Annotated in this window: 22 protein-coding genes and 4 pseudogenes; 4 read left to right on the top strand and 22 right to left on the bottom strand. The window is 29.6% G+C overall.

The features are described 5' to 3' along the window. Position 1: 1 nt before the first annotated feature. From hisF to AT682_RS09330, 17 genes and pseudogenes are all read right to left on the bottom strand, one after another. Complete coding sequence (gene hisF, locus AT682_RS08395; protein ID WP_002781415.1) at positions 2-769, bottom strand: imidazole glycerol phosphate synthase subunit HisF; 768 nt, start codon at positions 767-769, stop codon at positions 2-4. After that, positions 770-1726 carry a COG2958 family protein gene (locus AT682_RS08390; protein ID WP_002814762.1) on the bottom strand — a complete coding sequence of 319 codons (957 nt, stop codon included), beginning with the start codon at positions 1724-1726 and terminating at the stop codon, positions 770-772. Beyond that, complete coding sequence (gene hisA, locus AT682_RS08385; protein WP_002882754.1) at positions 1711-2442, bottom strand: 1-(5-phosphoribosyl)-5-[(5-phosphoribosylamino)methylideneamino]imidazole-4-carboxamide isomerase; 732 nt, start codon at positions 2440-2442, stop codon at positions 1711-1713. Before hisA ends, AT682_RS08390 begins: the two co-directional genes overlap by 16 nt. Next, positions 2439-3026 (bottom strand): imidazole glycerol phosphate synthase subunit HisH, encoded by a 588-nt coding sequence (hisH, locus tag AT682_RS08380; protein ID WP_002882756.1) that lies wholly within the window; start codon positions 3024-3026, stop codon positions 2439-2441. Before hisH ends, hisA begins: the two co-directional genes overlap by 4 nt. Next, positions 3023-4081 (bottom strand): DNA-methyltransferase, encoded by a 1059-nt coding sequence (locus AT682_RS08375; RefSeq protein ID WP_002882758.1) that lies wholly within the window; start codon positions 4079-4081, stop codon positions 3023-3025. Before AT682_RS08375 ends, hisH begins: the two co-directional genes overlap by 4 nt. 2 nt (positions 4082-4083) lie before the next feature. After that, a pseudogene (locus AT682_RS08370) lies at positions 4084-4885 on the bottom strand (HpyAIV family type II restriction enzyme). Then, entirely contained in the window at positions 4882-5940 is a 1059-nt protein-coding gene (gene hisB / locus AT682_RS08365; protein ID WP_002882761.1) for a bifunctional histidinol-phosphatase/imidazoleglycerol-phosphate dehydratase HisB, read from the bottom strand. The pseudogene AT682_RS08370 and the gene hisB overlap by 4 nt, the downstream one beginning before the upstream one ends. Further along, positions 5937-7223 carry a histidinol dehydrogenase gene (hisD, locus tag AT682_RS08360; RefSeq protein WP_002882762.1) on the bottom strand — a complete coding sequence of 429 codons (1287 nt, stop codon included), beginning with the start codon at positions 7221-7223 and terminating at the stop codon, positions 5937-5939. The genes hisB and hisD overlap by 4 nt, the downstream gene beginning before the upstream one ends. A gap of 7 nt (positions 7224-7230) precedes the next feature. Further along, positions 7231-8130: an ATP phosphoribosyltransferase gene (hisG, locus tag AT682_RS08355; RefSeq protein ID WP_002872785.1), complete on the bottom strand. Its 900-nt coding sequence runs from the start codon at positions 8128-8130 to the stop codon at positions 7231-7233. A 172-nt stretch (positions 8131-8302) separates the two neighbouring features. Beyond that, complete coding sequence (rplQ, locus tag AT682_RS08350; RefSeq protein WP_002851332.1) at positions 8303-8656, bottom strand: 50S ribosomal protein L17; 354 nt, start codon at positions 8654-8656, stop codon at positions 8303-8305. Between the two features lie 3 nt (positions 8657-8659). Beyond that, positions 8660-9673: a DNA-directed RNA polymerase subunit alpha gene (gene rpoA / locus AT682_RS08345; RefSeq protein ID WP_002882763.1), complete on the bottom strand. Its 1014-nt coding sequence runs from the start codon at positions 9671-9673 to the stop codon at positions 8660-8662. A 12-nt stretch (positions 9674-9685) separates the two neighbouring features. Continuing rightward, positions 9686-10312 (bottom strand): 30S ribosomal protein S4, encoded by a 627-nt coding sequence (gene rpsD / locus AT682_RS08340; RefSeq protein ID WP_002858938.1) that lies wholly within the window; start codon positions 10310-10312, stop codon positions 9686-9688. 27 nt (positions 10313-10339) lie between these two features. Continuing rightward, on the bottom strand, positions 10340-10732 hold the full coding sequence (gene rpsK / locus AT682_RS08335) for a 30S ribosomal protein S11 (RefSeq protein WP_002779544.1): 393 nt from the start codon (positions 10730-10732) through the stop codon (positions 10340-10342). Positions 10733-10741: 9 nt separating this feature from the next. Continuing rightward, the gene (gene rpsM / locus AT682_RS08330; RefSeq protein WP_002800121.1) at positions 10742-11107 is read right to left on the bottom strand and encodes a 30S ribosomal protein S13; all 366 of its coding nucleotides are present in this window, start codon (positions 11105-11107) and stop codon (positions 10742-10744) included. 2 nt (positions 11108-11109) lie between these two features. Beyond that, entirely contained in the window at positions 11110-11223 is a 114-nt protein-coding gene (gene rpmJ / locus AT682_RS08325; RefSeq protein WP_002781429.1) for a 50S ribosomal protein L36, read from the bottom strand. 171 nt (positions 11224-11394) lie between these two features. Next, entirely contained in the window at positions 11395-11613 is a 219-nt protein-coding gene (gene infA, locus AT682_RS08320; RefSeq protein WP_002781436.1) for a translation initiation factor IF-1, read from the bottom strand. Between the two features lie 87 nt (positions 11614-11700). Next, a pseudogene (locus tag AT682_RS09330) lies at positions 11701-12497 on the bottom strand (MBL fold metallo-hydrolase). An 87-nt stretch (positions 12498-12584) separates the two neighbouring features. Between AT682_RS09330 and AT682_RS10080 the strand changes: the two are divergent. Then, positions 12585-12680, top strand: a pseudogene (locus tag AT682_RS10080) (hypothetical protein); the annotation flags it as partial. Here AT682_RS10080 and AT682_RS08305 read toward each other — a convergent pair. The 4 genes and pseudogenes from AT682_RS08305 to AT682_RS09960 form a co-directional block, all read right to left on the bottom strand. Further along, positions 12666-13061, bottom strand: a pseudogene (locus AT682_RS08305) (helix-turn-helix transcriptional regulator); the annotation flags it as partial. The pseudogenes AT682_RS10080 and AT682_RS08305 sit on opposite strands and share 15 nt — an antisense overlap. 497 nt (positions 13062-13558) lie before the next feature. Beyond that, on the bottom strand, positions 13559-14395 hold the full coding sequence (locus AT682_RS08295; RefSeq protein WP_002883203.1) for a hypothetical protein: 837 nt from the start codon (positions 14393-14395) through the stop codon (positions 13559-13561). Positions 14396-14398: 3 nt separating this feature from the next. After that, on the bottom strand, positions 14399-16132 hold the full coding sequence (locus tag AT682_RS08290) for a hypothetical protein (protein ID WP_002883202.1): 1734 nt from the start codon (positions 16130-16132) through the stop codon (positions 14399-14401). Positions 16133-16212: 80 nt separating this feature from the next. Next, positions 16213-16623 (bottom strand): hypothetical protein, encoded by a 411-nt coding sequence (locus tag AT682_RS09960; protein ID WP_002883201.1) that lies wholly within the window; start codon positions 16621-16623, stop codon positions 16213-16215. A 569-nt stretch (positions 16624-17192) separates the two neighbouring features. Here AT682_RS09960 and AT682_RS08280 point away from each other — a divergent pair. Both AT682_RS08280 and AT682_RS08275 read left to right on the top strand, forming a co-directional pair. Further along, a complete protein-coding gene (locus AT682_RS08280; RefSeq protein WP_016818312.1) occupies positions 17193-18488 on the top strand; it encodes an MFS transporter in 1296 nt (431 codons plus the stop codon). Positions 18489-18537: 49 nt separating this feature from the next. After that, entirely contained in the window at positions 18538-20169 is a 1632-nt protein-coding gene (locus AT682_RS08275; RefSeq protein ID WP_002882835.1) for a multidrug ABC transporter permease/ATP-binding protein, read from the top strand. Positions 20170-20188: 19 nt separating this feature from the next. On the opposite strand, the gene cgb is transcribed toward AT682_RS08275, so the two are convergent. Continuing rightward, positions 20189-20611, bottom strand: coding sequence for a single-domain globin Cgb (gene cgb, locus AT682_RS08270; protein WP_002814418.1), 423 nt, complete (start codon positions 20609-20611; stop codon positions 20189-20191). A 152-nt stretch (positions 20612-20763) separates the two neighbouring features. On the opposite strand from cgb, the gene AT682_RS08265 reads away from it, so the two are divergent. Continuing rightward, the gene (locus tag AT682_RS08265; protein ID WP_002882837.1) at positions 20764-23535 is read left to right on the top strand and encodes an FAD-binding and (Fe-S)-binding domain-containing protein; all 2772 of its coding nucleotides are present in this window, start codon (positions 20764-20766) and stop codon (positions 23533-23535) included. Positions 23536-23542: the final 7 nt, after the last annotated feature.

Here is a 23542-nt window from a genome sequence, read left to right as displayed (position 1 = left end):
ATTATATCCTTATACTTAAGCCTTGATTTTTAAGATAAATTTTTAATTCTTTAATGTCTATAAGTTTTTGATGAAAAACAGAAGCAGCTAAAGCCCCATCTATACCTAGTTCAAAAGCTTCTAAAAAATGCTCCATTTTTCCCGCTCCCCCGCTTGCGATCAAAGGTACTTTACAAATTTTATATACAGCTTCTAATTGTTCTAAATCATAGCCATTTTTAACACCATCTTGATTCATCATATTTAAAACAATTTCACCTGCGCCTAGATCTTGCACTTCTTTAACCCATTCTAAAGTGCTTTTTCCACTATGTTTGCTTGTTTTTTCATCGCCTGTGTATTGAAATACTTTTAAATTTCCATTTTCATCTTTGAAACTATCAATCCCTACTACCACGCATTGCACGCCAAAACTTTTAGCAAGGCGTGTGGTTAAACTTGGATCATTTAAAGCAGGAGAATTGATAGAAATTTTATCTGCCCCATTAGCCAAAAGTTCAGCTGCATCTTCTTCGCTTTTAATACCCCCTGCAACACAAAAAGGAATATTGATATTTTTTGCTACTTCACTTACCCATTCTCTTGATATGCGTTCTTTTCTAGCACTTGCAGTAATATCATAAAAAACAAGCTCATCAATACCATTTTGAGAATAATACCTAGCAAGTTCTATGATATCTCCCATATCTTTATGGTTTTTAAATTGTGTTCCTTTTACTACTCTGCCATCTTTGACATCTAAACATGCAATTATGCGTTTTGTAAGCATTTATTTCTCCAAAATACATTTTTCTTTAAGATATTTTTCCATTTCTTCATCGCTTTTAATTTCATCAAAATTAGCTTGAATTTTTGCTTCTTTGCCCACTTTAATTTGTTTATTTATATCATCAATAAATTCTTTAAAATTTGGATTTTTATTAATCAGCATATTTAGTGTTTGAATATCAAGTTCTTTTTCTTTTGCACTAATTAAAATTTGAGAATTTGAAATATCTTTTTCAAGTTTTATCACTCCTATGCCAAAACTTTGATTTAAGCGTCTTAACTCACTTAAAACTTCGCTATCAATTTCTTGTAAAACAACCAAATAGCCCTCATTTGCCCAGCTAGAATTGCTTACAGCTTGAAAATAGCATTCTTTTAAATTTGAAAAATTTAAAGCAATTTTAAGTTCAAAAGAAAAAAGTTTATAGCTATTTTGTTTGATATTTTCTAAAAGTGTTATGGTTTCTTTTTCATAATCATCGTAAGGAAAATAAACCCCTACAATATCAGGATAATTCCACTTATCTTCCCCGCCCTTACCCTTTTTGCTTTGTTCGTGGTAAATTGTTTTGCAATTTAAATTAAAATCTAAATTTTCATATAAAAATTTTACAAGCAAGGGGTGTAAATCTCTTTCATGAAATTTATTTTTTTCTTGTTTTTCATTGGTAATTTCATTTTTATCATCAAGCTTTAAAAGTTCATTTTCTCTTTCTTTTAACCAAAAAGTTCTGGGTTTTTGGGAAGCTTTAATAAATAAAGAATTGTGTTGTAATTCTTTTATATCCACATATATCCTAGCTCCTAAAGTAGCAATTGGAGTTTGCCCTATACTAGAAAGCTTTTTATCTAAGCCTTTTTCAAGAGCTTTTTGCCAAATTTCATTAGCATTTAAAGGCTTATCGCTTTGTTTTAAAATTTCTAAAGCAAGTTCTTTGTAGCTTAATTTACTAGACATCTTATCCCTTCTTCTACACTAAAAACTCCGTCTAATAAAGCTTTTCCTACGATAACCCCACTACAAATTCCTTTTAAGTTTTCAAGGTCTTTTAAGCTCGCTACTCCACCACTTGCCTGAATGCAAATATGAGGAAAAATTTCATGGATAAGTTTGTAAAGTCTTACATTTACTCCTTGCATGGTGCCATCTTTTGAAATATCTGTGCAAAGTATGTGTTTTAAGCCTTTATTGCTATAAAAATCTAAAACTTCCATAAGCTTTTTATCGCTTGCTTCTTGCCAAGCATTTACAGCCACAACATAATCTTCTTTTAAAATCGTATCTAAGGCTAAAACTATAGCTTCATTGCCAAATTCTTTTAAAATTTCAAGACATAAAGTCGCATCTTTAATCGCCATAGATCCTATAACTACTCTTTTTACTCCACAATCAAGCAAAGCTTTAACTTCTTCTTTAGAGCGTATGCCTCCACCTACTTGTAAATTGACACTGACTTCTTTAGCTAATTTTTCTATCAAAGCAAGTTGTCTTTTGCTAGGATCTTTTGCACCTGTAAGATCTACAAGATGAAGTTCTTTCGCTCCTGCTTTTTCGTATTCTTTGAATTTCTTTAAGGGATTGTATTTATATACTTTTTTTTGTTCGTAATCCCCTTTTACAAGACGCACCACTTCGCCATCTATAAGATCAAGTGCGGGTATGATTTGAGTCATCCTATATCCTTAATAAAATTTGAAATTAAAATTTCCCCCGCTTCACTGCTTCTTTCAGGGTGAAATTGCACCCCGTAAAAATTATCTTTCATTACGCTTGCGCTAAATTTTTGCGAATACTCACAATCTGCTATAGTGTATTCCCCAAGTCCTACACAATAACTATGCACAAAATAAAAATAAGCCCCTTCTAAGCCTTTAAACAAAGCATGAGAGCTATGAACTTGATTCCATCCCATATGTGGAAAAGTAAAGCCTTCTTTAGCTTTAAATTTTTGAGTTGTAAAATCTATGAGTTTTAAGGTTTCTTGATTTAATTCTTCAGAAAAATTTCCTAAAATTTGCATACCTAAACAAATACCAAGCAAAGGTTTTTTGGTATTTTGAATAAAATCAATAAGATTAAATTGTTCTAAATTTTTCATTGCTTCTTTTGCGGTACCCACTCCAGGTAAAAAAAGCTTATCCGCACTTTCAAGTTCTTTTAAATCCCTACTGATAGTTGCATTAAAACCTAATCTATCTAAACAAAATTTCAAAGATGCCAAATTCGCACAGGCTGTATCGATGATGATGATTTTCATATCACTCCTTCAAGATTTATAAAATTTTTATACTCATATCTTAAAGAATCGATACTTATAAAATTTTCATTCTTAAAAATATAAAAATAACTCCAGCCATTATGATTTTCTTTGTTTAAATATTTTGCTGCCATTTTATGTATGCTTAAAATTTCGTTCTCATCGCTTACTTTATTACCATTAACTAAATAACAAATATAATTTTTATTTTTATCATAGAATTTTTCATTTTCACTTAAAAATCCAGCATTCAAAAGCTCTTCTAAGCTTACTTTTGGGGGTTTTGTTTCGAGTTCGTTTCTGGTAATTTCATTGTCAATTATATTTATTTGTCTAATTCGAGATTCTGCTATTTTAACATAGAATTTCTCTTGCTCTATACCTATATAATATCTCCCCAATTTTTTAGCAATAGCTCCTGTAGTTCCTGTGCCAAAAAAAGGATCTAAAATTAAATCCCCTTTTTTTGTACTTGATAAGATTATTTTTTCAAGCAAAATTTCAGGTTTTTGAGTAGAGTGAATTTTTTTACCATCTATTCCTTTTAATCTTTCATTCCCTATGCAGATTCCTATATTCCAAACTGACTTTTCTTTTTTGTTATTATTTAAAAATTTCATAGTTTTATAATTAAAAGTATATTTTGAATTTTTATGTTTAGAACACCAAATAAGAGTTTCATGGGAATTGCAAAATCTTGTCCCTTTAAAATTTGGAACAGGATTTGGTTTGTTCCAAATAATATCATTTAGAATCCAAAAGCCCAAATCTTGCATTATATATCCTAGTCTAAAAATATTTTGAAAAGATCCTATAACCCAAATACTTGCATCGTCTTTTAAAATTCGTCTACATTCGCTAAGCCAAATTTTACAAAAATCATCATAGGCTTTTAAAGATTCAAATTTATCCCAATCATCATTTACACCGCTAAAAACTTCACCTTGTGTTTGCATAAAATAAGGTGGATCTGCAAAAATCAAATCAATGCTTTTATCCGGAATGGTTTTTAAAATTTCTAAACAATTACCTTGAAAAATAATATCTTTTTGCATTATTATAAACCTTTTAAATTTTTACCTGTTGGAAAAAGTTCTTTTCTAAGTTCTACAAATTCTTCTTTGTCGGAAAGTAGCTTTTGTATTAATTTTTGGGTAATTTTTCTTAGTTTTTAAAAGTGCATTTTTTATTTCTTCGCTTATATCAAAATCTGGAACATTTAAAATATCCTTACTTCTTTTTTGTTTGTTTTTCTTAAGATGTGAAATAAGTTCATTGTAAATATCTATTCTTTGAAAAAGATTTTCAAACAATTCTTTTCCATAGAAAATAAAAATGTCAACTTTTTCATCTGTATTGTTGTTAATTTGTTCTTCATAAAATTTTTTATTTTTCTTTAAACTATCATCACTAAACCACATACAAGCAATAATGCGATAATTTGAGAATTTTTGTTTTAAAGCTTTGATTTTTTTAATTAAATTTGCATATTGTCCTCGTTTTTTTGTACTATCATGATCATCTCTAATTTTTTGTTCAATAAGGTAAATATTATGTTCATCATTGAAAACTTGATCGGCATTAAGTTTATTATTTTCTTCATCAAATCCTATATTTTTATCTAATGCTTTATATCCCATTTCAATAATATATTCACTTAAAATCTCTTCTATAAAATCACCAAATTTAATTTCACAACTTTGAGTTATATTTTGTATTAGTTTTGTTTTAGCATTTGTAATCCTAAATAATCCTATATAGCGTTTAGGGTTATTTAGCACTGTAAGTAGAATTTCATAATTTAAATCTTCGCCAAAAATTTTTGTATCAAGTTTATTTTTAAAATTTTGATAAGTCATATCACTCCTTTAGAGCTGGCTAAATTTTCACTTTCTATTTTTACTGCCATTTTCAAAGCTTTAGCAAAGGCTTTAAAAAGCCCTTCAGCTTTATGATGATCGTTTTTGCCTTTAACTTTTAAATGCAAACTCACGCCCATAGCATAGCTTAAAGAATAAAAAAAGTGCTCGATCATTTCCGTGCTTAAAGCCCCTAAATGAGATTTTTTAAATTTGGCTTTATAGACTAAATGGGGACGATTGCAAAAATCCATCGCACAACTTGCCAAACACTCATCCATAGGTAAAGCAAAACCATATCTTGCAATGCCGATTTTATCCCCTAAAGCTTTTTTGATACAAGCTCCAAGTGCTAAGGCTACATCTTCAACACTATGATGCTCATCGATTTCTAAATCCCCTTTACAAGAAATTTCAAGCCCTATACCTCCATGTACAGCGATTTGCTCTAACATGTGATCAAAAAAATCAATGCCTGTTTTAATGCTAACCTTGCCCCCATTTAAGCACACTTTCACTTTTATATCTGTTTCTTTAGTAGTTCTTTGATAACTCGCACTTCTAAAAGAACTTAAAATTTCATTTTCTATTTCTTTCCAAGAAAGTTCGCCATATCTTAAACCACGCACACCTAAATTTGAAGCTAAGATCATATCACTCTCACGATCTCCGATAACAAAACTTTGTTCTTTATCGTAAAGTTCGTGTTTGATATACTCTTCTAACATAGCAGTTTTAGGTTTTCTACAAGCACAATTTTCATTTTCAAAATGCGGACAAATAAAAATATCTTGAAATTCTATACCGCAACTTTTTAAAATATCAAGCATTTTTTCATGAGCGATTTCAAAATTTTCCTTTGGAAAACTTGGCGTTCCAAGACCATCTTGATTGCTTACCATGACAAATTTAAATCCAAAATTTTTTAGTTTTAAAAGAGTGGGAATAGCATCTTTTTCAAAACGCAATTTTTCAAGAGTATCGATTTGAAAATCGCTTTTTGGCTCCTCTATTAAAGTGCCATCTCTATCTATAAAAAGGATTTTTTGACTCATTTTAAGCTCTCTAAACGAAAAGTTACTGCATTTTTGTGCGCGTCTAAATGCTCATTTTGTGCTAAAATTTCAACACTTTTACCTAAAGCTAAAAAACCTTCTTTACTTAACTCTTGAACGGTCATTCTTTTACTAAAATCTGCCAAACCTAAACTAGAATGCGTTTTAGTAAGTCCATAAGTAGGTAAAACATGATTTGTCCCACTTGCATAATCACCCATAGACTCTGGGGAATAAGCTCCTAAAAATACTGATCCTGCGTGTTTTACACCTTTTAAAAGTTCTCGTGGATTTTGAGTTTGTATGATCAAATGTTCAGGGGCGTAAAGATTCGAAATTTCTAAGGCTTGATTTAAATCTTTAGCTATGATAATGCGTGAATTGGCAATGCTTTTGCTTGCAAGTTCTTTGCGAGGCAAAAGTTCTAATTGACTTTGGACTTCATCACTTGCTTTTTTAGCAAAATCTTGACTTAAACACACCAAAATTACTTGAGAATCTGCACCATGTTCAGCTTGTGAAAGCAAATCACTAGCTACAAATTTTTCATTAGCCAAATCATCAGCTATTACTAAAACTTCACTAGGTCCTGCTTGCATATCAATAGCTACTCCGTTTATATCGCTACTTACTTGGCGTTTTGCTTCGGTTACAAAGGCATTTCCTGGGCCAAAAATTTTATCCACCTTTAAAACACTTTGCGTACCGTAAGCCAAAGCTGCTATGGCTCCTGCACCACCCATTTGATAAATTTCATCCACGCCGCAAAGCTTAGCACAAAAAAGCACAGCATCATTGATTTTTGCAGGACTTGCTAAAACGATTTTTTCACAACCTGCAATTTTTGCAGGGATAGCTAGCATTAAAGCCGTTGAAAACAAAGGTGCTAAACCTCCTGGTATGTAAAGTCCTACTTTTTCTATAGGGCGTGTTAAAACCTCACATTTAACGCCTTTTGTAGTTTCAAGAGTGATTTCATGCGGGATTTGGGCTTCGTGGAATTTTTTGATATTTTCATAAGCTACTAAAATAGCATCTTGTAAATCTTTATCTAAACGATTGCTTGCTTGAGCAATTTCTTCTTGAGTGATTTTAATATTAGAAATTTCAGCCTTATCAAATTTTAAAGCTTGTTCTATCAAAGCTTCATCACCTTTTTCTTGCACTTCTTTAATGATAGAACTTACTATTTTTGAAATTTCATCTTTCGCGCTTATAGCAGGGCGTTTTAACGCTTCTTCTTTTTGTTTTTCATCTAAATTATCATATACTAAAATTTGCATTTTTTACTCACTTTAACATTTTTTCTATAGGCAGAACTAAAATCGAACTTGCACCTTCTTCTTTTAAAGCCTCCATGGTTTCCCAAAAAAGATTTTCTTTACTTACCATATGTAAAGCTACATTTTTTTCATCGTGTGCTAAAGGTAAGATAGTCGGTCTTTCAACTCCTGGAAGCAGGGCTTGAATTTTATCAAGCTTTTCTTTTGGAGCATGAAGCATAATGTATTTAGATTCTCTTGCTTGCATTACTCCTGCTACACGCAACATAATTTTATCCACTAAGGCTTGTTTTTCTTTACTTAAAGCATTTTCTTTTTGAATCAAACAAGCACGAGATTCATAAATGACTTTCACTTCTTTAAGATTATTTGCTTGTAAAGTTGCCCCGCTTGAAACAAGATCGCAAATTGCATCGGCTAAATTTGCCCTAGGGGCTACTTCAACAGAACCTGTAAGCATACAATTTTTATAATTAATCCCATTTTCTTTCATAAAACGCTTTAAAAGTTGTGGATAAGAAGTAGCTATCCTTAAGCCTTCAAAATCTTTCAAATTTTGAAATTTATTTTCTTGAGGTAAGGCAAGAGAAAGACGACAAAAGCCAAAATCTAGCTTTTTTAAAAGCTTATAACTTGGATTTTCTCCTAAAGACTGGCGTTCAAGTTCATTTTCTTCTAAAACATTTTCCCCTATAATGCCTAAATCTACAACCCCATCAAAAATAAGCCCAGGGATATCATCATCTCTAACGCGTAAAATATCTATGGGTAAATTTGTAGAAAAAGCGATCAAACTTTGTTCATGGATATGCATTTTAACACCACATTCTGAAAGAAGCTCTATGGATTCTTTTGAAAGTCTACCTGATTTTTGTATTGCAATGCGTAAACGAGTGTTTTCTTGCATAACATATCCTTGAAATTAAAAATTAAAAACTTATATTAGCATAAGTAGTTGAATTTTTAGCAAGGGTTTTAGAAAATAAATAAATTTAATTTTATTTAAAATAATTATTTAAAACTTTTTATTTTTAAGGTATTTAATTGAAGTATTAATCCTAGCAAAAGCTAGGATTTGATTAAGCTACAAATTCGATGAAAGCCATTTCAGCAGCATCACCACGGCGAATTCTTGTTTTGATGATTCTTGTATATCCACCATTGCGATCTTTGAATTTTGGAGCAATTTCAGTCACTAATTTATTAGTAGCGTTTTTATCTTGTAATGAAGCAAAAACTGCTCTATGAGCGTTAAAATCTCCAAGTCTTGCTCTAGTAATCAATCTTTCTACATAACCTCTTAATTCTTTAGCTTTTGGTAGAGTAGTTTCGATTTTTCCGCTATTTACTAAAGCTATAGTTAAATTTTTTAATAAGGCAGCACGATGAGATGAAGTTCTGCCAAGTTTTCTATATCCATGTTTATGTCTCATTCTTTATCCTTCGTTTTGTGCTTTTAATTCTGCGATTTTATTTTTAAGTATTTCTTTATTATCGCTAAGCTTAGAAGTTCCCACAGGAAAACCTATGCTTTCCATGATGTTTTTAATTTCATCAAGAGATTTTTTACCTAAATTTTTAAGCCCTGCAAGTTCACTTACACTCATCAAAGCAAGCTCGCCTATGTAAACTACTCCTGCTTTTTCAAGACAATTATAACTTCTAGCACTTAAATTTAAATCTGTAATGTTTTGCAATAATTTAGTATTTTCTAGTTCATTGCTTGTTGCTTGATTTTTAATTACGCTTCTAACATTGGTGATTTTATCAAATACTGATAATTGTTTATACATAGCTTCTAGAGCATTTTGAAAAGCTTCATTTGGAGTGATTTGTCCATCAGTTGTTACGGTTAAAACCACTTTTTCATAATCAGGATTATCTTCAAATAAAACTTTTTCAATATCATAGGTTGCTTCTCTTACAGGTGTAAAGAAAGCATCTAAAGCTATAAATTTAGGATCATTTATAAGCTCTTTAATTTCTTCGCTTGGTATATAGCCAATACCTTTTTCAACGATCAATGTGAATTTGAGTTCAGCATCTTCGTTGATAGTTGCTAGATAGGCGTCTTTGTTTACTACTTCTACTTGATCATTATTTAGATCTTTGCCGTAAATTTCTTTTGAGCCTTTAAAGCTAAATTCTACTATTTCTTTATTTGATTCGCCTTTAATTTTAAAGCGTAGTTTTTTTAGATTAATGATAAAAAGTGCTACATCTTCAAGCATACCACGCATGCTATCAAATTCATGAGCTACGCCATCAATATGGATCGCAGTTGGAGCATATCCTATGGTGCTAGTGTAAAGCAAACGGCGTAAAGGATGGGCTAGGGTGATTCCATAGCCGATCTCAAAAGGCCAAGCACTGATTTTAGCCACAGTATCACTAATGTTTTCTATTGTAAATTCTGTTGGCGTATAAGCAGATGTTGTAATATTTCTCATATTTAGCCCCTATTACTTAGAGTAAAGCTCAACGATAAATCTTTCCTCAACCGGAATGACAACTTCTTCTCTTTCAGGTTTTCTTGTGAAAATTCCAAATCTCTTATCTTTTTCAACATCAACCCAAGCAACGATTCCAGTTTGTGCTGTAAGTTCGATAGCTCTTGTTATTTGAGGATTGTTTTTGCTTTTTTCGATGATTTCGATTTTAGCACCTGCTTCTACTCTAAAGCTAGGAATATCCACTCTTTTACCATTTACTAAAATATGTCCATGTGTTACAAGTTGTCTTGCAAAACGACGTGTTGTAGCAAAACCCATTCTATATACCACATTGTCTAATCTTTGTTCTAAAAGTTGGATAAGTAATACCCCTGTATTTCCTTCTCTTCTTGCTGCTTCAGCAAATAAACGACGGAATTGCTTTTCGCTTACTCCATACATAAATTTAGCTTTTTGTTTTTCTCTTAATTGAAGTCCATACTCACTAATTTTACCTTTTCTTGCTCCGTGTTGTCCTGGCGCATAAGGGCGTTTGTCTAGTGCACTTTTGCCAGCTAGTCTTCTTTCTCCTTTTAATGCTAAGCTAACACCAAAGCGTCTTTCTAATTTTTCTACTGGTCCTCTATATCTTGCCATAATATTCTCCTAAATTTTTCTTATATCTTAGACACGACGACGCTTAGGCGGTCTGCAACCATTGTGAGCTAATGGAGTGATATCTTTTAAGAAAGTTACTTTGATTCCTTCCATAGCACCTACACTCTTAACAGCAGTTTCTCTACCGCTTCCTGGTCCTTGTACTTTAATGCCTACTTCTTTAATTCCGTGTTCTTTTGCTTTATTTAAAGCGTCTTCTACTGCTTGTTGTGCTGCATAAGGAGTTGATTTTTTAGAACCTTTAAATCCTAAACCACCTGCACTACTCCAAGCGATAGCATTTCCCATTTCATCAGTCACTGTAACCATAGTATTGTTAAAAGTCGCACTGATATAAACAATACCTTTTGCTATATTTTTTTTAACTACTTTTTTCTTTACGATTTTTCTTTTTGCCATGATTTATCCTTATGATTTTGCACCAACAGTTTTTCTCTTACCTTTTCTAGTTCTTGCGTTTGTTTTTGTTTTTTGTCCGCGAACTGGTAAGCCTTTTCTGTGTCTTAAGCCTCTAAAGCTTCCTAAATCCATAAGTGCTTTAATATCCATAGCAACTTGTTTTCTCAAGTCCCCTTCAACCATATAGTTTTCTTGAATTTCTTTACGGATAGCTGCTGCTTCATCTTCACTTAACTCATGAACTCTTTTATCATAAGAAATTCCTACTTTATCTAGAATTTTTCTTGAAGTGAAAAGTCCTATACCATAAATATAGGTTAGTCCATACTCAATTCTTTTTTTCTTTGGTAAATCCACACCTGCAATACGAGCCATGTTTATCCTTGTCTTTGTTTATGTTTTGGATTTTCGCAAATAATGCGAACCACGCCTTTACGGCGAACTACTTTGCACTTGTCGCACATCTTTTTAACCGATGGTCTCACTTTCATGAGCGTCTCCTTGAATGAATTCCACTTGATTTACGACTACATCAGGTTTTATGAATAACCAACTATTTTCAAAATAAGTGGTGGATTTTAAAAATACTTCTTCATATAGTTCGATGTAATTTGTCGCAAAAACTCTAATTTTATCTAAAATTAGCTTTTAAATAACTTAGATTATTTATATCTAAAAGTTATACGCCCTTTATCAAGGCTATAAGGTGTAAGTTCTACTTTTACTTTATCACCTGGCATTATTCTTATATAATGCATACGCATTTTTCCTGCAATATGACATAAAATTACATGTTTGTTGTCAAGTTCAACCTTGAAATTTGCATTAGGCAATGCTTCAAGTACGGTGCCATCAATTTCAATTACATCATCTTTTGCCAAAATTTTCTCCTTTCATGAAATAAAAAGGCTATAATTTTAGCAAAAATTATTAAAATTTTTACTTAATTTTTAGTAATTTTTAAGTAATTAATCTAAAAATTCAGGTTCGATAAAAGATGCATGAGTCCCTATAACTTTGAGTTTTCTTTCTTTAAATTCTTTAAGTAGTTTTTCCATTGTTTGTATAGCCTCATTTTGATTTATATCAAATTTTATAGCGATTTTAGGTTTTGGGATTTGTATATCATAAAGATGAAGTAAATCTCCCCAAAAGACTATTTTATCATCAATTATGATAGCATTTTGACCTGGGGTATGCCCGTAAGCAGGTATGGCTTTAATGCCTGAATTTTGAAAGATCAAATCTTTAGAGTGGTTAATAAATTCTATATTTTTAAGTTTAAGCAAGGTGTTTTTAATTTCTTGTCTATCGCTTTTGATCCAAAAATCATATTCTTTTTTATCGATTAAAATTTGAGCTTTTGGAAAAAGATTTTCTTCGCTCATTAAAGCTCCTATATGATCAGGATGCGCGTGTGTTAAGATAATAGAGTGATATCTTTAAATCGGTTTTGTGGATATGCAATTTTTCTTTTAATGTATCAATAGTATCTAAAAACCCTGTGTCTATTAAAGCATTAAAATTTGGATTTTTTATCAGAGCAATATTATGCTCATTTCTTTTGATTTTTGTGCGAGTTTTTTCTATAAAATTTTTATCTTCATCGCTTTGTGGCACTAAAAAAGAAAATAATAAATTTAAAAATTCATCATCAGATTGTTTAAGCGAGATTATATGGGTTTGATTTGAACTTTTGCTTGTGGTTTTTTCTTCTAAAAAATAAAGATTGGTTTTTAAAAAGGGTGGTTATAAAATTAAACATATTTATCCTTAAATTTTTTAGATAATATTTTGGAAATGATTATAGTATAATAAAAACAATGTTTTTAAAATTTAAGGTAATTAATCAATGAGAAAATCAAAATTTGGAACAAAGGAAATTAAGATCTTAGGACTTTCTTCACTAGGAGGAACTTTAATTTTATTATTTTTGTCTTTTGTAATCAAAACTTAAAATATTGTGTTTTACAATTGCAATACTGATGATTTCAAAATTTTCATAATCAACTTTTTCAAAGCCATTGTTTTTTATCATAAAAATGCTATTTATTTTAGGGTTTAGCAAAAAATCTTTATGTAGTTTTGGATAAAGCTCTTGAATCTCGCTTAACATAGCAAAATTTTGTATATCTTTAAAATTAAGCTTACTGAGTGCAAAAGACTCTAAAAAATACTTTCCATTTTCTTTTTGTATAGGTAAAAAAGAAAAGACTTTGGTTTAAATCTCTTTGTATGGTTCTAATATCTACATTAAATTCATTTGCTAATTCTTCTAGATTAAATCTTTCCTCATCATTGAAGTGCATAAAATATGAGCTAAACACATTGCAAGTTTATTGTAGCTATAAATTATTCTATCCTTACTCTAGATTGACCATCTCTACAAATTTTAAAAGTAATTTTATTCTCTTTAGTCATGTCCATTCATGTTTTTATTTATTAATTCTCTCATGTCCATATAAAGTGCATTTTTCCATTTTATCCGTTTTTTCATAAATTATAAAAATCATCATATTGTTTATGTTGACATAGTTCATACACCCTATATCCACGACACCTACTAGGGTTCTACAAATCATAATGTTTAGTTGAAAAATGTTTAGTTTTTGTGATATATTTTCCACAATCATGATAAACTTTTGAAAAAAGCCTTTAGGCTTATCCTCTTCATTTTGAATTCTCCTGCATGCCAATTAGTTGTATATTTAATTTTTAAGCTGTATCCATAACAACCTCTGTTGCAGAAGTTGTCTTTTTTACCGCTTCTGAAGCTTCAAGTTCTTTTTTCTTTAATTATCCAAAAATCCTACAAAAACTCCTTAGTTATTTAATAAATTGCAAAATTATTGTAACAATGCTAACAATTAAAGCCAAACTTGAAAACAAAATAGAAATAATTGCATTTTTCTTACTAATTTTAAATTCTAAATCACTAATTTTATTTTCTTTCTCTTTTATATTTTCCATTTGTATTTTGAAATTAATAAATTCTTGATAATGCATCTCTATTAATCTGTGTTGTTCATCATCAACCTGTCGCTTTTTATTTAATCCTTCTTCAAGCTTTTTTATATCATCTTCCATATCCTTGATATCTTCTTTGGTTTCTTGTATTTCTTGTTTAGTTTTTTGCATTTCAACAATGCGTTGTTGTGCTTGATATATAATTGTTTGTGTAAGTTCCTTTGTTGTTTGTTTAGTGTCATCTGAAAGATTAGATGCAAAACTCCTATGAGTGTTATTTTGTTCTGCAATTATCAATGACATTTCTTCTATCATTAAATTTGCAAAAAACATATCACAACAAATAAGCTTAATAGTTTCTTGTATAAGTTCGTTTTGAGCTCCTATAGCCTCAGAATTAGCTATATCAGCTGTAGACAATGCTTCAAATTTCTTATCTGCTTCACTTTTAGCAAATGGATTTAGAGTTTCAAGAAATGAATTTTTTATATTTTTTGTTTCATGAGCTAACTTTTTAGCCTCTACTATTTTTCTTGAAACTTCCTGAATTTTTACATCAATTTGTTTAGCTTGTTCTTTGGCTAAAATTTTTAATTCTTCAGGTGTGCAATTTTTAATTTGTCCTTGAACTTCTTCAATATCTTTTAAATTCTGTAAAATTTTCTTTGGATTAATTACTAATTTTTTATTATCCATTATTTATTCCCCTCTTAAATTTCTAAGTTGATTAATACATTCTGACATTATTTCTTGCCTCTCTTTTTCTACTTGTTTTAATGTATTTTTAGCTTGATTAATGTTATTTTTAAGCATTGTTAAATTTTTATTTCCTCGTTCCACTACTTGCTCAAATAAGTTATACGCATCACCCAAAACAAACCAAGTTTGTGCAATTTTGTAATGCATTATCACGCCATTTTGTGCTACAAGCTGAATTTGAAGTCTACCTATTTTAGAATCATTTCTCCATTTATCCATATAAAAAATCGCAATAGTGCTAAGTATCGCTCCACAAGCTGAAGTAATACACAAAGAAAGTGCATCTCCTATAGTTTGCTCTGTAAATGGAATAGGAAAAAATAATAAAGCATTAAAAACCGGAATAATCAAAAGAAAATTTTTAATACTTTCGCTTCCAAGCATTGTTACAGCACTTATTAAACCTGTAATCATAATTTTTGAAGCTTCATAATAAATATCCTCATTTGGCATATCTTTTGGGGGATTTGTTATTATTTTCATTGCTTGCCATAAAGATGTAAAACCAGCTCTAACAATTTGCACGATACTTTTTAGAGCAGTAGCAAAAATATTAATAATAAATACTACTAAATTTGAAAAAAATGTTTGTAAAGCTCTCTCAAAAGAACCTTTCAAAATATCTTTCCATTTAATTTTTAATTCTTCCCAAACCTTACAAATTCTATATTTAAAACGCATTAAAATTTCTTTTAGGCTTTCATTACCAAATTCTTTAAAAGTAACTTTAAGCTCAATAATAATAGCTTTAATAAAATCTTTTAAAACAATACCTAAAGCTGAATAAGCAGCCATTTTAGCAGCATCTTGAGCACCTGTAATTAAAGCCTCCTTATAAGGCTTAGAACTTGTATAGTATTTTTTGTCAACTTCTCTATTAATTTCTTTTTCATTTTGTTTATACTGTTCTTTAAATTTTTCATCTTGAATTTCTTTTTGTTTTAACAATTTCTCCTTTTCTTTTTGTTGACTTGGGGTTAAGATTCCCTTTTTTTCTTGTTCTTCTAGAATTTTTAATCTTTCATCTCTTTTTGCTAGAAATTCTTCAGCGCTTTTATCCTTTTTAGAACGATTTAATGAACTATCTGTCATTTTTAGATTGCTTTCTGTGTTAGCTAATTTTGCACCATCCATTTCAGCTAAAACTCTAGCAGGATCATCATGTATTGTTTTTGCAGCAACTATATGATCTAAATCAGTGTCTGCATTTGCTTCGATTTTTTTACCTGTCATATAATCTTCTAATTTCCCTTGTTTTTTTAGCTGGCTTTGTTCTTTATTGATTTTTATGTAATCGCTGTCTTTGTGATAGTAATCTGAATCATACTCACCACGATTAGCGTATCTTTGTCTTTCTTTTTCGCTAGCATAGATACCTTTTCTGACATTGTGAGTGGTATTAACATTTCCTCCATCTTTAGCATCTAAAATCACCGCCGCAAATCCAAAATGTCCCATAATTGCATCCATTGCATTATTGGTACATTGATCAAAAAGCTTTTGTGTTTGTTCTTGTGGCATTTTGGCACTTATTATCTCAAGATCTTTCAGGGCTTCATCTAGTCCTTGATCAATTTCAAGTCTTAGCTTATCTTTTTTGGATAATTCTTCTAGTTCTTTTTCTAAAAGCTTATAATCTGTATTTATAAATTTTTTGATGATATCATTTTCCATTTTCTCTCCTTAAAATTTTTATAAATTATAATATTTTGTTTACTAAAAATCAATATATCTTAAGTTTTTATTAAGAATTATTAAAAAGGTAGGACTTTGGAAACCCATAAAGATTTTTCCTTTGTCAACTTATTTTTTTCTTTAAGTATTTTGCGAATTTGTATATCTAGCTTCTCTTCTTTTAATATAAAATATAATCTAGAAATAAGAAACATAGGCATAAAAATTTTAGAAATCACTTCTGCCATCTGTTCTTCTATATCTTTACTACTACAAAAATTGATATAAGCTAGCAAGCAACCTTGTATATCTTTAAGCCTTTCTTTGTCTGTTTCTTCTAGGGTAAATTCTTCAAAATCATGATAATTTAAAACATTTTTTACATCAAAATCCTTTTTAAAATTTAAAAATTCTTCATCATTAAAATAGCTTGAAAATTGAGCAATTAAAAGCTCAAATTCTTCATAAATTTCTTTTAAATTTTCTAGCATTAAAGCTCCTTTGCTTCATATTATTTAGAACTTTAGTTAAGATAAAATAAAACTTAATAACATAGTGCAAAATTTCTGGCTTAAAAAAGCTAATTTCTTCATTTTTTCTCCTTATAATTTATAAATCAATAATAAATTAAGCACTATAAAAAGTATATAAGTGCTACTATATGATAACTCTCGTTTAAATCTAAAATTGCCCCCTAAAATACAAATCTAAACAAAACCTATTTTATAAGTCAACAAAACTGTGTTAATGATAAGTCGCAAAATTCCTATGATAATATTTTACTCTAGATAGAAATACAATTTTTCTTATCTTATAAAAAGCATTTAAAGCTTTTAAATTTTGAGTATGTATTTCCTCCTTAGTTTTAATTTCAAAAAAGTATAAAGTATTTATATGACAGCTTGTGTCGTTTTTGAAAAATTATTAAAAATTTTTACTTAAGCTATGTTTTATGATTTTTATCATCAAAGTGGGTTAAATTAAATTGAAAATGATTGTTTTCTTTATAAATATTTGTAGTATAATGGTTATTTTTAAAATTCTTTAAGGTAATTAATCAATGAGAAAATCAAAATTTGGAACAAAGGAAATTAAGATCTTAGGACTTTCTTCACTAGGAGGAACTTTAGAATTTTATGATTTTATTATTTTTGTCTTTTTTGCTGAATATATAGCCAATGTATTTTTTCCTAAAGATATGGGTGAATTTTGGGCTTTATTAAATACTTATGGAGCATTTGCAGCTGGATATTTAGCACGTCCTTTAGGTGGTATAGTTATGGCACATTTTGGAGATAAATTTGGGCGTAAAAATATGTTTATGCTAAGTATTTTACTAATGGTTCTTCCCACCTTTGTCTTAGCTTTTATTCCAGGTTATGAAACTCTTGGGTTTTTAGCTCCTGTTTTATTGATACTTATAAGAATTTTTCAAGGCATAGCTATAGGTGGAGAATTGCCTGGAGCTTGGGTTTTTGTAAGAGAACATTGTCAAGAAAAACAAAAAGCTTTCTTTTTAAGCTGTTTAAATTCAGCTATGGCTTTAGGAATTTTGTTGGGAAGTATAGTATTTTTAATCATTAATGCTTTTTTTAGTATAGAAGAAATTGCTACTTATGCATGGCGTATTGCTTTTTTTGTAGGTGGAATTTTTGGGATTATTTCTATTTATTTGCGTAGATTTTTGCAAGAAACTCCTGTTTTTAAACAAATGAAAAAAGAATCATCGCTTAGTTCTTTTCCGCTTAAAGATTTATTTAAAGAAAAGGATATTGTAAAAAAATTATTTTCATCAATGATGATGACTTGGGTTTTAACAGGTTGTGTTATTGTGCTTGTTTTATTAATGCCTAAATTTATGCCTAGTATTTTAAATTTAAGTGGGGTTGAAGGAAGTTATTTACAGATATTAGGAATTTTGGGAATAGCTTTAGGCGGGGCTTTTATGGGTTATCTTGTAGATAAATTTGGTTTATTTAAAATTTGCATTTTCTTTTCTTTAACTTTTGTATTTTTTTCTTTTTTATATTTTTATGCTTTATATGAGCTTAAAAATTTGGTTTTGGTGTGTATTTTGTATTCGATTGTTTGTTTTTTAGGTGGAATTAATGTGTTTGCACCTATTTTAATGAGTGAAGTTTTTAGAGCTAAAATAAGATTTTCAGGAATTTCTTTTTCTTATAATATTGCTTATGCAATTTCAGGCGGTATTACTCCGCAACTCGTTTTTTGGCTTAATACACTCGCGAGTAAAAATGAAAATCCATTTTTATATGGTATGAGTATATATATGATTTTTTTAGCGTTATTGGCTATTTGTGCTGTTTTTATAGTAAAAGATAAAATAAAATTTTGATAATCACTCTTAAAATGTTATAATTAAAATTATATTTTGGAGTTTATAAATGCCTTTTATTATGGAATTACTTAAACAAAATAAATTAAAGTTGATTTCTTTTTTGCTTTTTTCTTTTATTACAAGTGCTGTTGGAGTTTTAACTCTTGTTTTTATCAATGATTATTTGCTTAAAAATGCACAAAACATTCCTATTTTTTATTTTATTGTTTTGCTTTTGATATTTTTTATAAGTTCTACCATAGTTGAACTTGGACTTAGTATTTTTGGACAAAATTTTATTTTTAAAATGCAAAGGCGTGTAGTAAAGCAGATATTAGATACCCCTTTGTTAAGAGTGGCTAAAGTAGGTAAGGCTAGAATTTTAGCTTCTTTAGGAAGTGATGTGAGAAATATATCTTTTGGGCTTTTAAGATTGCCTGATTTTTTACAATCAAGTATATTGATTTTATGCACTAGTGTTTATTTATGTTATCTTTCACCACAAATTTTTGCTTTGTGTGTGGTATGGATTATGGTTATTTTTATTACTAATAATTTTTTGATGATGAAAGTATATCAGTATTTTAGAAAGGCAAGGGAAAATGATGATGCTTTGCAAAATAATTACCAAAATATACTAGATGGACATAAAGAACTTTTGATCAATCGTGATAGAGCCAAACTTTACTATGAAGATGAATTTGAAAATAATGCAAGATTGAAAAAGAAAAATAGTACTTTAGGCAATCTTTTTAACAATCTCTCAAACAACTGGACAAATGTAACTCTTTTGGCTTTAGTGGGTGTAGAGTTTTACTTAGCTTTAAAATTTGAATGGGCAAGTGTTGCAGATGCTACAACTATAGCTCTTTCTATTTTGTTTTTACGAACCCCTTTAGTATCTATGATAGGATCTTTTCCTACTTTGCTTTTGGCAAAAATTGCTTTGGATAAGATCGCAAAATTGGAATTAGATGATTATATAGAAGGTTTTAAAAAAACACATTATATTAGCGAATGGAAAAAAATTTCTTTTAGAAATACTCAATTTGCTTATGAAGAAAATTTTCACTTAAATCCTGTAAATATAGAACTTAAAAAAGGTGAATTGGTATTTTTAATAGGTAAAAATGGAAGTGGTAAATCCACTTTTTGTATGCTTTTGACAGGACTTTTTAAGCCAAGCAAAGGCGGAATTTATGTTGATGATACGCTTATAGATGATAAAAATTTAGATGAGTATAGATCTCTTATTTCTGCTGTTTTTAGCGATTTTCATCTTTTTACTAAAACCTTAAATAAAGAAAATTTTGCAAGCGAAGAAAAAATTGCTTTTTGGTTGGAGTTTTTAGAACTTAAAAATAAAACAAGTGTCAAAGATAATGAACTGACCTTAACCAAACTTTCTACAGGGCAAAAAAAGCGTTTAGCTATGCTTATAGCCTTGCTTGAAGAAAGGGATATTTTAGTGCTTGATGAATGGGCGGCTGATCAAGATCCTGTTTTTAGAAGATTTTTTTATAAAAAACTTTTACCTTTGCTAAAAGAGCAAGGTAAAACAATCTTTGCTATCACACATGATGATGTATATTTTGATAGTGCTGATAGAATTTTCTTGGCTCAAAATGGTGAAATCAGCGAATTAAAGGGTGAGAATATAAAGGAATTAGCTAAAAATTTAGTAGAAAAATTTGATTAAAGCCCAAAATGGGCTTATATTATTTATCATAGAGCTTTTTTTCTATATCGATATAAAATTTAGCAATTTTTCCATAAGCAACTTCCCAAGCTTTAAGAGTGGCTTCATCAGGATTTAAAAGATTTTTAATAGCCTTTAAAAGGCAAGCTCCAACTATAGGATAATGCTCTTCTTTAACTCCTAAATTAACATGAGTTATGGCAACTTTATCAACAAAGCTTCTCATATTTTCCAAATTTTCTATATTTTTGGCTGCCATTAAAATCGCCATCGCTAAAGCTTTTGGTTGTTCTCCTGAAATTTGTTTTTCCATATTAAACATAGGTTTTACCTCAGGATAATCATTAAACATTATTTTATAAAACTCATTGGTTAAATCCTCTCCATTTTTTTGCAAAATAGGCACACAATCTTTGATGATTTGAATTTGTTCTTTTGTCATAGTTTCTCCTTTTTTGTTGTAAAAGAGATATTTTATATCTTAAAAAGGAGAAAAAAATTGACTTGTGTTAAAATTATGCTCAAAAATATAAATTTAAAATTATCTTTAAATTATTAAATTATATAATTGATAATAAATTAAAAAGAGGGACTATGGCAAATTTTAAAGCTTTTTATAATGAGGCTAAGTATATTTTTAAGGATAGAATTTTTAATGATTATGCTAGATGCTATGCTTATGGCATTGATGCGTCGTGTTATTTTTATATTCCAAAAATAGTGATTATTGCTAAAAATGAAGATGAAATTAAGCAAATTATTCAATTAGCAAATACTTATAAAACTCCTATAACATTTAGAGCAGCAGGTACAAGTTTAAGTGGACAAAGCTCTTGTGATGGAGTACTTGTAGTGATTAAATTTGCCTTTAAAAAAATAAAAATTAACAAAGACGCTAACGAAATTACTTTAGGATGCGGTGTAGTAGGCATTCATGCTAATGAAAGTCTTGCTTTTTTGAAGAAAAAAATAGGACCTGATCCAGCTACTATAAATTCAGCTTTAATTGGAGGGATTATAAATAACAATTCAAGCGGAATGTGCTGTGGAACTAAGGATAATAGCTATAAAACCTTAAGAAGTATTAGGGTGATTTTGGCAAATGGTAGTATGCTTGATACCAGCGATGCTTTAAGCGTGGCTCGATTTAAAGATGAAAATAAAAAATTAATTAATGAACTTAGAGAGATCAAAGAAGAGATTAATGCCAATAAAGAATTAAAAGATTTAATAATCAAAAAATTTAAAATCAAAAACACCACAGGTTATAGCCTTAATGCCTTTGTTGATTATGATGATGAAATAGATATTTTAGCACACTTGCTTATTGGCTCTGAAGGAACTTTGGGATTTGTAAGCGAAGTTAAGCTTGCTGTTTTGGATGATTTGGAATTTAAGGCCTGTGCTTTATTGTTTTTTGATAATATCAATAATGCTGCAAACACTATAAAAGAATTTGCTAAAGTTGATTTTGTAAGTTCTGCTGAAATAATGGACTATGCAAGTTTAAAAGCTGCATCAAATTATGATGAGTTAAGAGATATTTTAGCTGATATTAAAGAGGGTAATACTTGTGTATTGATCCAAAGTGAGCATAGTAATGAGCTTAAGCTTGATGAAAATATAAATAAAATAAAAGAAATTTCCAAACTGGCTTATAAGTCATATTTTAGCAAGAATAAGGCCGAATATGATTTATGGTGGAAGATTAGAAAAGCACTCTTGCCTATAGCAGCTAGTCTTAGAAAGGCAGGTTCAACGGTAATTACTGAAGATGTGTGTTTTAATATCGAGGATTTAGCCGATGGAATTAAAAGCATTCAAGAATTGTTTTATAAATATGGCTTTGGTGATAATGGAATCATTTTTGGCCATGCATTAGCAGGCAATATCCATTTTATTATCACACCGGATTTAAACAATAAGCTTGAATTTGATAATTTTTCAAATCTAGTTAAAGAAATGTCTAATATAGTAGCTTCTTATGGTGGAAGTATAAAAGCTGAACACGGCACAGGGCGTATGGTGGCACCTTTTGTGGAGGTAGAGTGGGGTAAGCAAGCTTATTTGATCAATAAAAAAATCAAAAGTATCTTTGATAAGGATAGTTTATTTAATCCCGATGTAATCATTAGCGATGATAAAGATATTTATAAGAAAAATATCAAACAAGTCAGTTGGATTGATGAGAAATTAAATACCTGTATGGAATGTGGATTTTGCGAAAGATTTTGTCCATCAAATGAATATACAATTACTCCAAGACAAAGAATTGCGATCTTACGAGAGATTAAACGCCTTGAAAGCTTAAATGATGATGAGTCAAAAGCAAAATTAAAGGATATTAAAAAATATTACAATCATTTAGTAGACAGCTCTTGTGCTGCTTGTGGGGTGTGCTCTTTTTCATGTCCTTTGGGGATTAATTTTGCTGATTTTTCATTAAAATATAGAAAAAATAATATAGGATTTATATCTAAAATTTTAGGAAATCTAGCATATAAAAATCATGAAAAAACTCTAAAAATTGCTAAATTTTCATTAAGTATCGCAAATAAATTTGATAATTTAAGTCTTGATAATAAGCTTGAAAAAGCAAGCAATTTTCTTAGCATTATACCAAGAACTAGGGCGTATTTGCCTAAGGTGAATGATTATGAGCTAAAAAGTCATAAAAGAGTTTGCAATGTGGTTTATTTTACAAGCTGTCTTAATAAAAGCTTTAAACCAAATGAAAAAATGCATGATAAAAGAAGTTTGCAAGAAGTATTTGAAAGCTTGTGTAAAAAAGCAAATATAGGCATTATTTATGCACCCAATGATTTATGTTGTGGTAAGGCTTATGAGAATTTTCAAGATATTCAAGATAAAAATATACAAAAAATCAATGACTTTTTAAGCAATATAGACTCACCCATAGTGTTAGATCATAGTGCTTGTAGTGCTAAGTTAATTAGTGATCATTCAAAGTATGAAATTTATGATTTAAGCGAGTATTTATTAAAATTTATTGCTCCCAAGTTACGCATTGATAAAATCAATGAGAATGTAGGATTATATATCATGTGTGCTGCTAGAAAGCTTGGTTTAAATGAAAATATAATTAAGCTTACAAAGCTATGTACGAATGGAAAAGTATTAATAGATAATGATACCTATTGTTGTGGGTTTGCTGGATACAAGGGCTTTTTCAAGCCTCAATTAAATATTAGTGCTACAAAAGGCTTTAAAAAATTTTATGCCAAAACAAATATTAAGCGCGGGTTTAGTACATCAAGCACTTGCGAGATAGGATTAAGCGATGCTACGGGTATATCTTGGCAGCATATAGCGTATTTATTGGATGAATGCAGTGAAGCAATTTAATTGATAA

Source organism: Campylobacter jejuni (assembly GCF_001457695.1).
Lineage (GTDB): Bacteria > Campylobacterota > Campylobacteria > Campylobacterales > Campylobacteraceae > Campylobacter_D > Campylobacter_D jejuni.
This window is presented reverse-complemented; position numbering and strand designations above follow the sequence as displayed.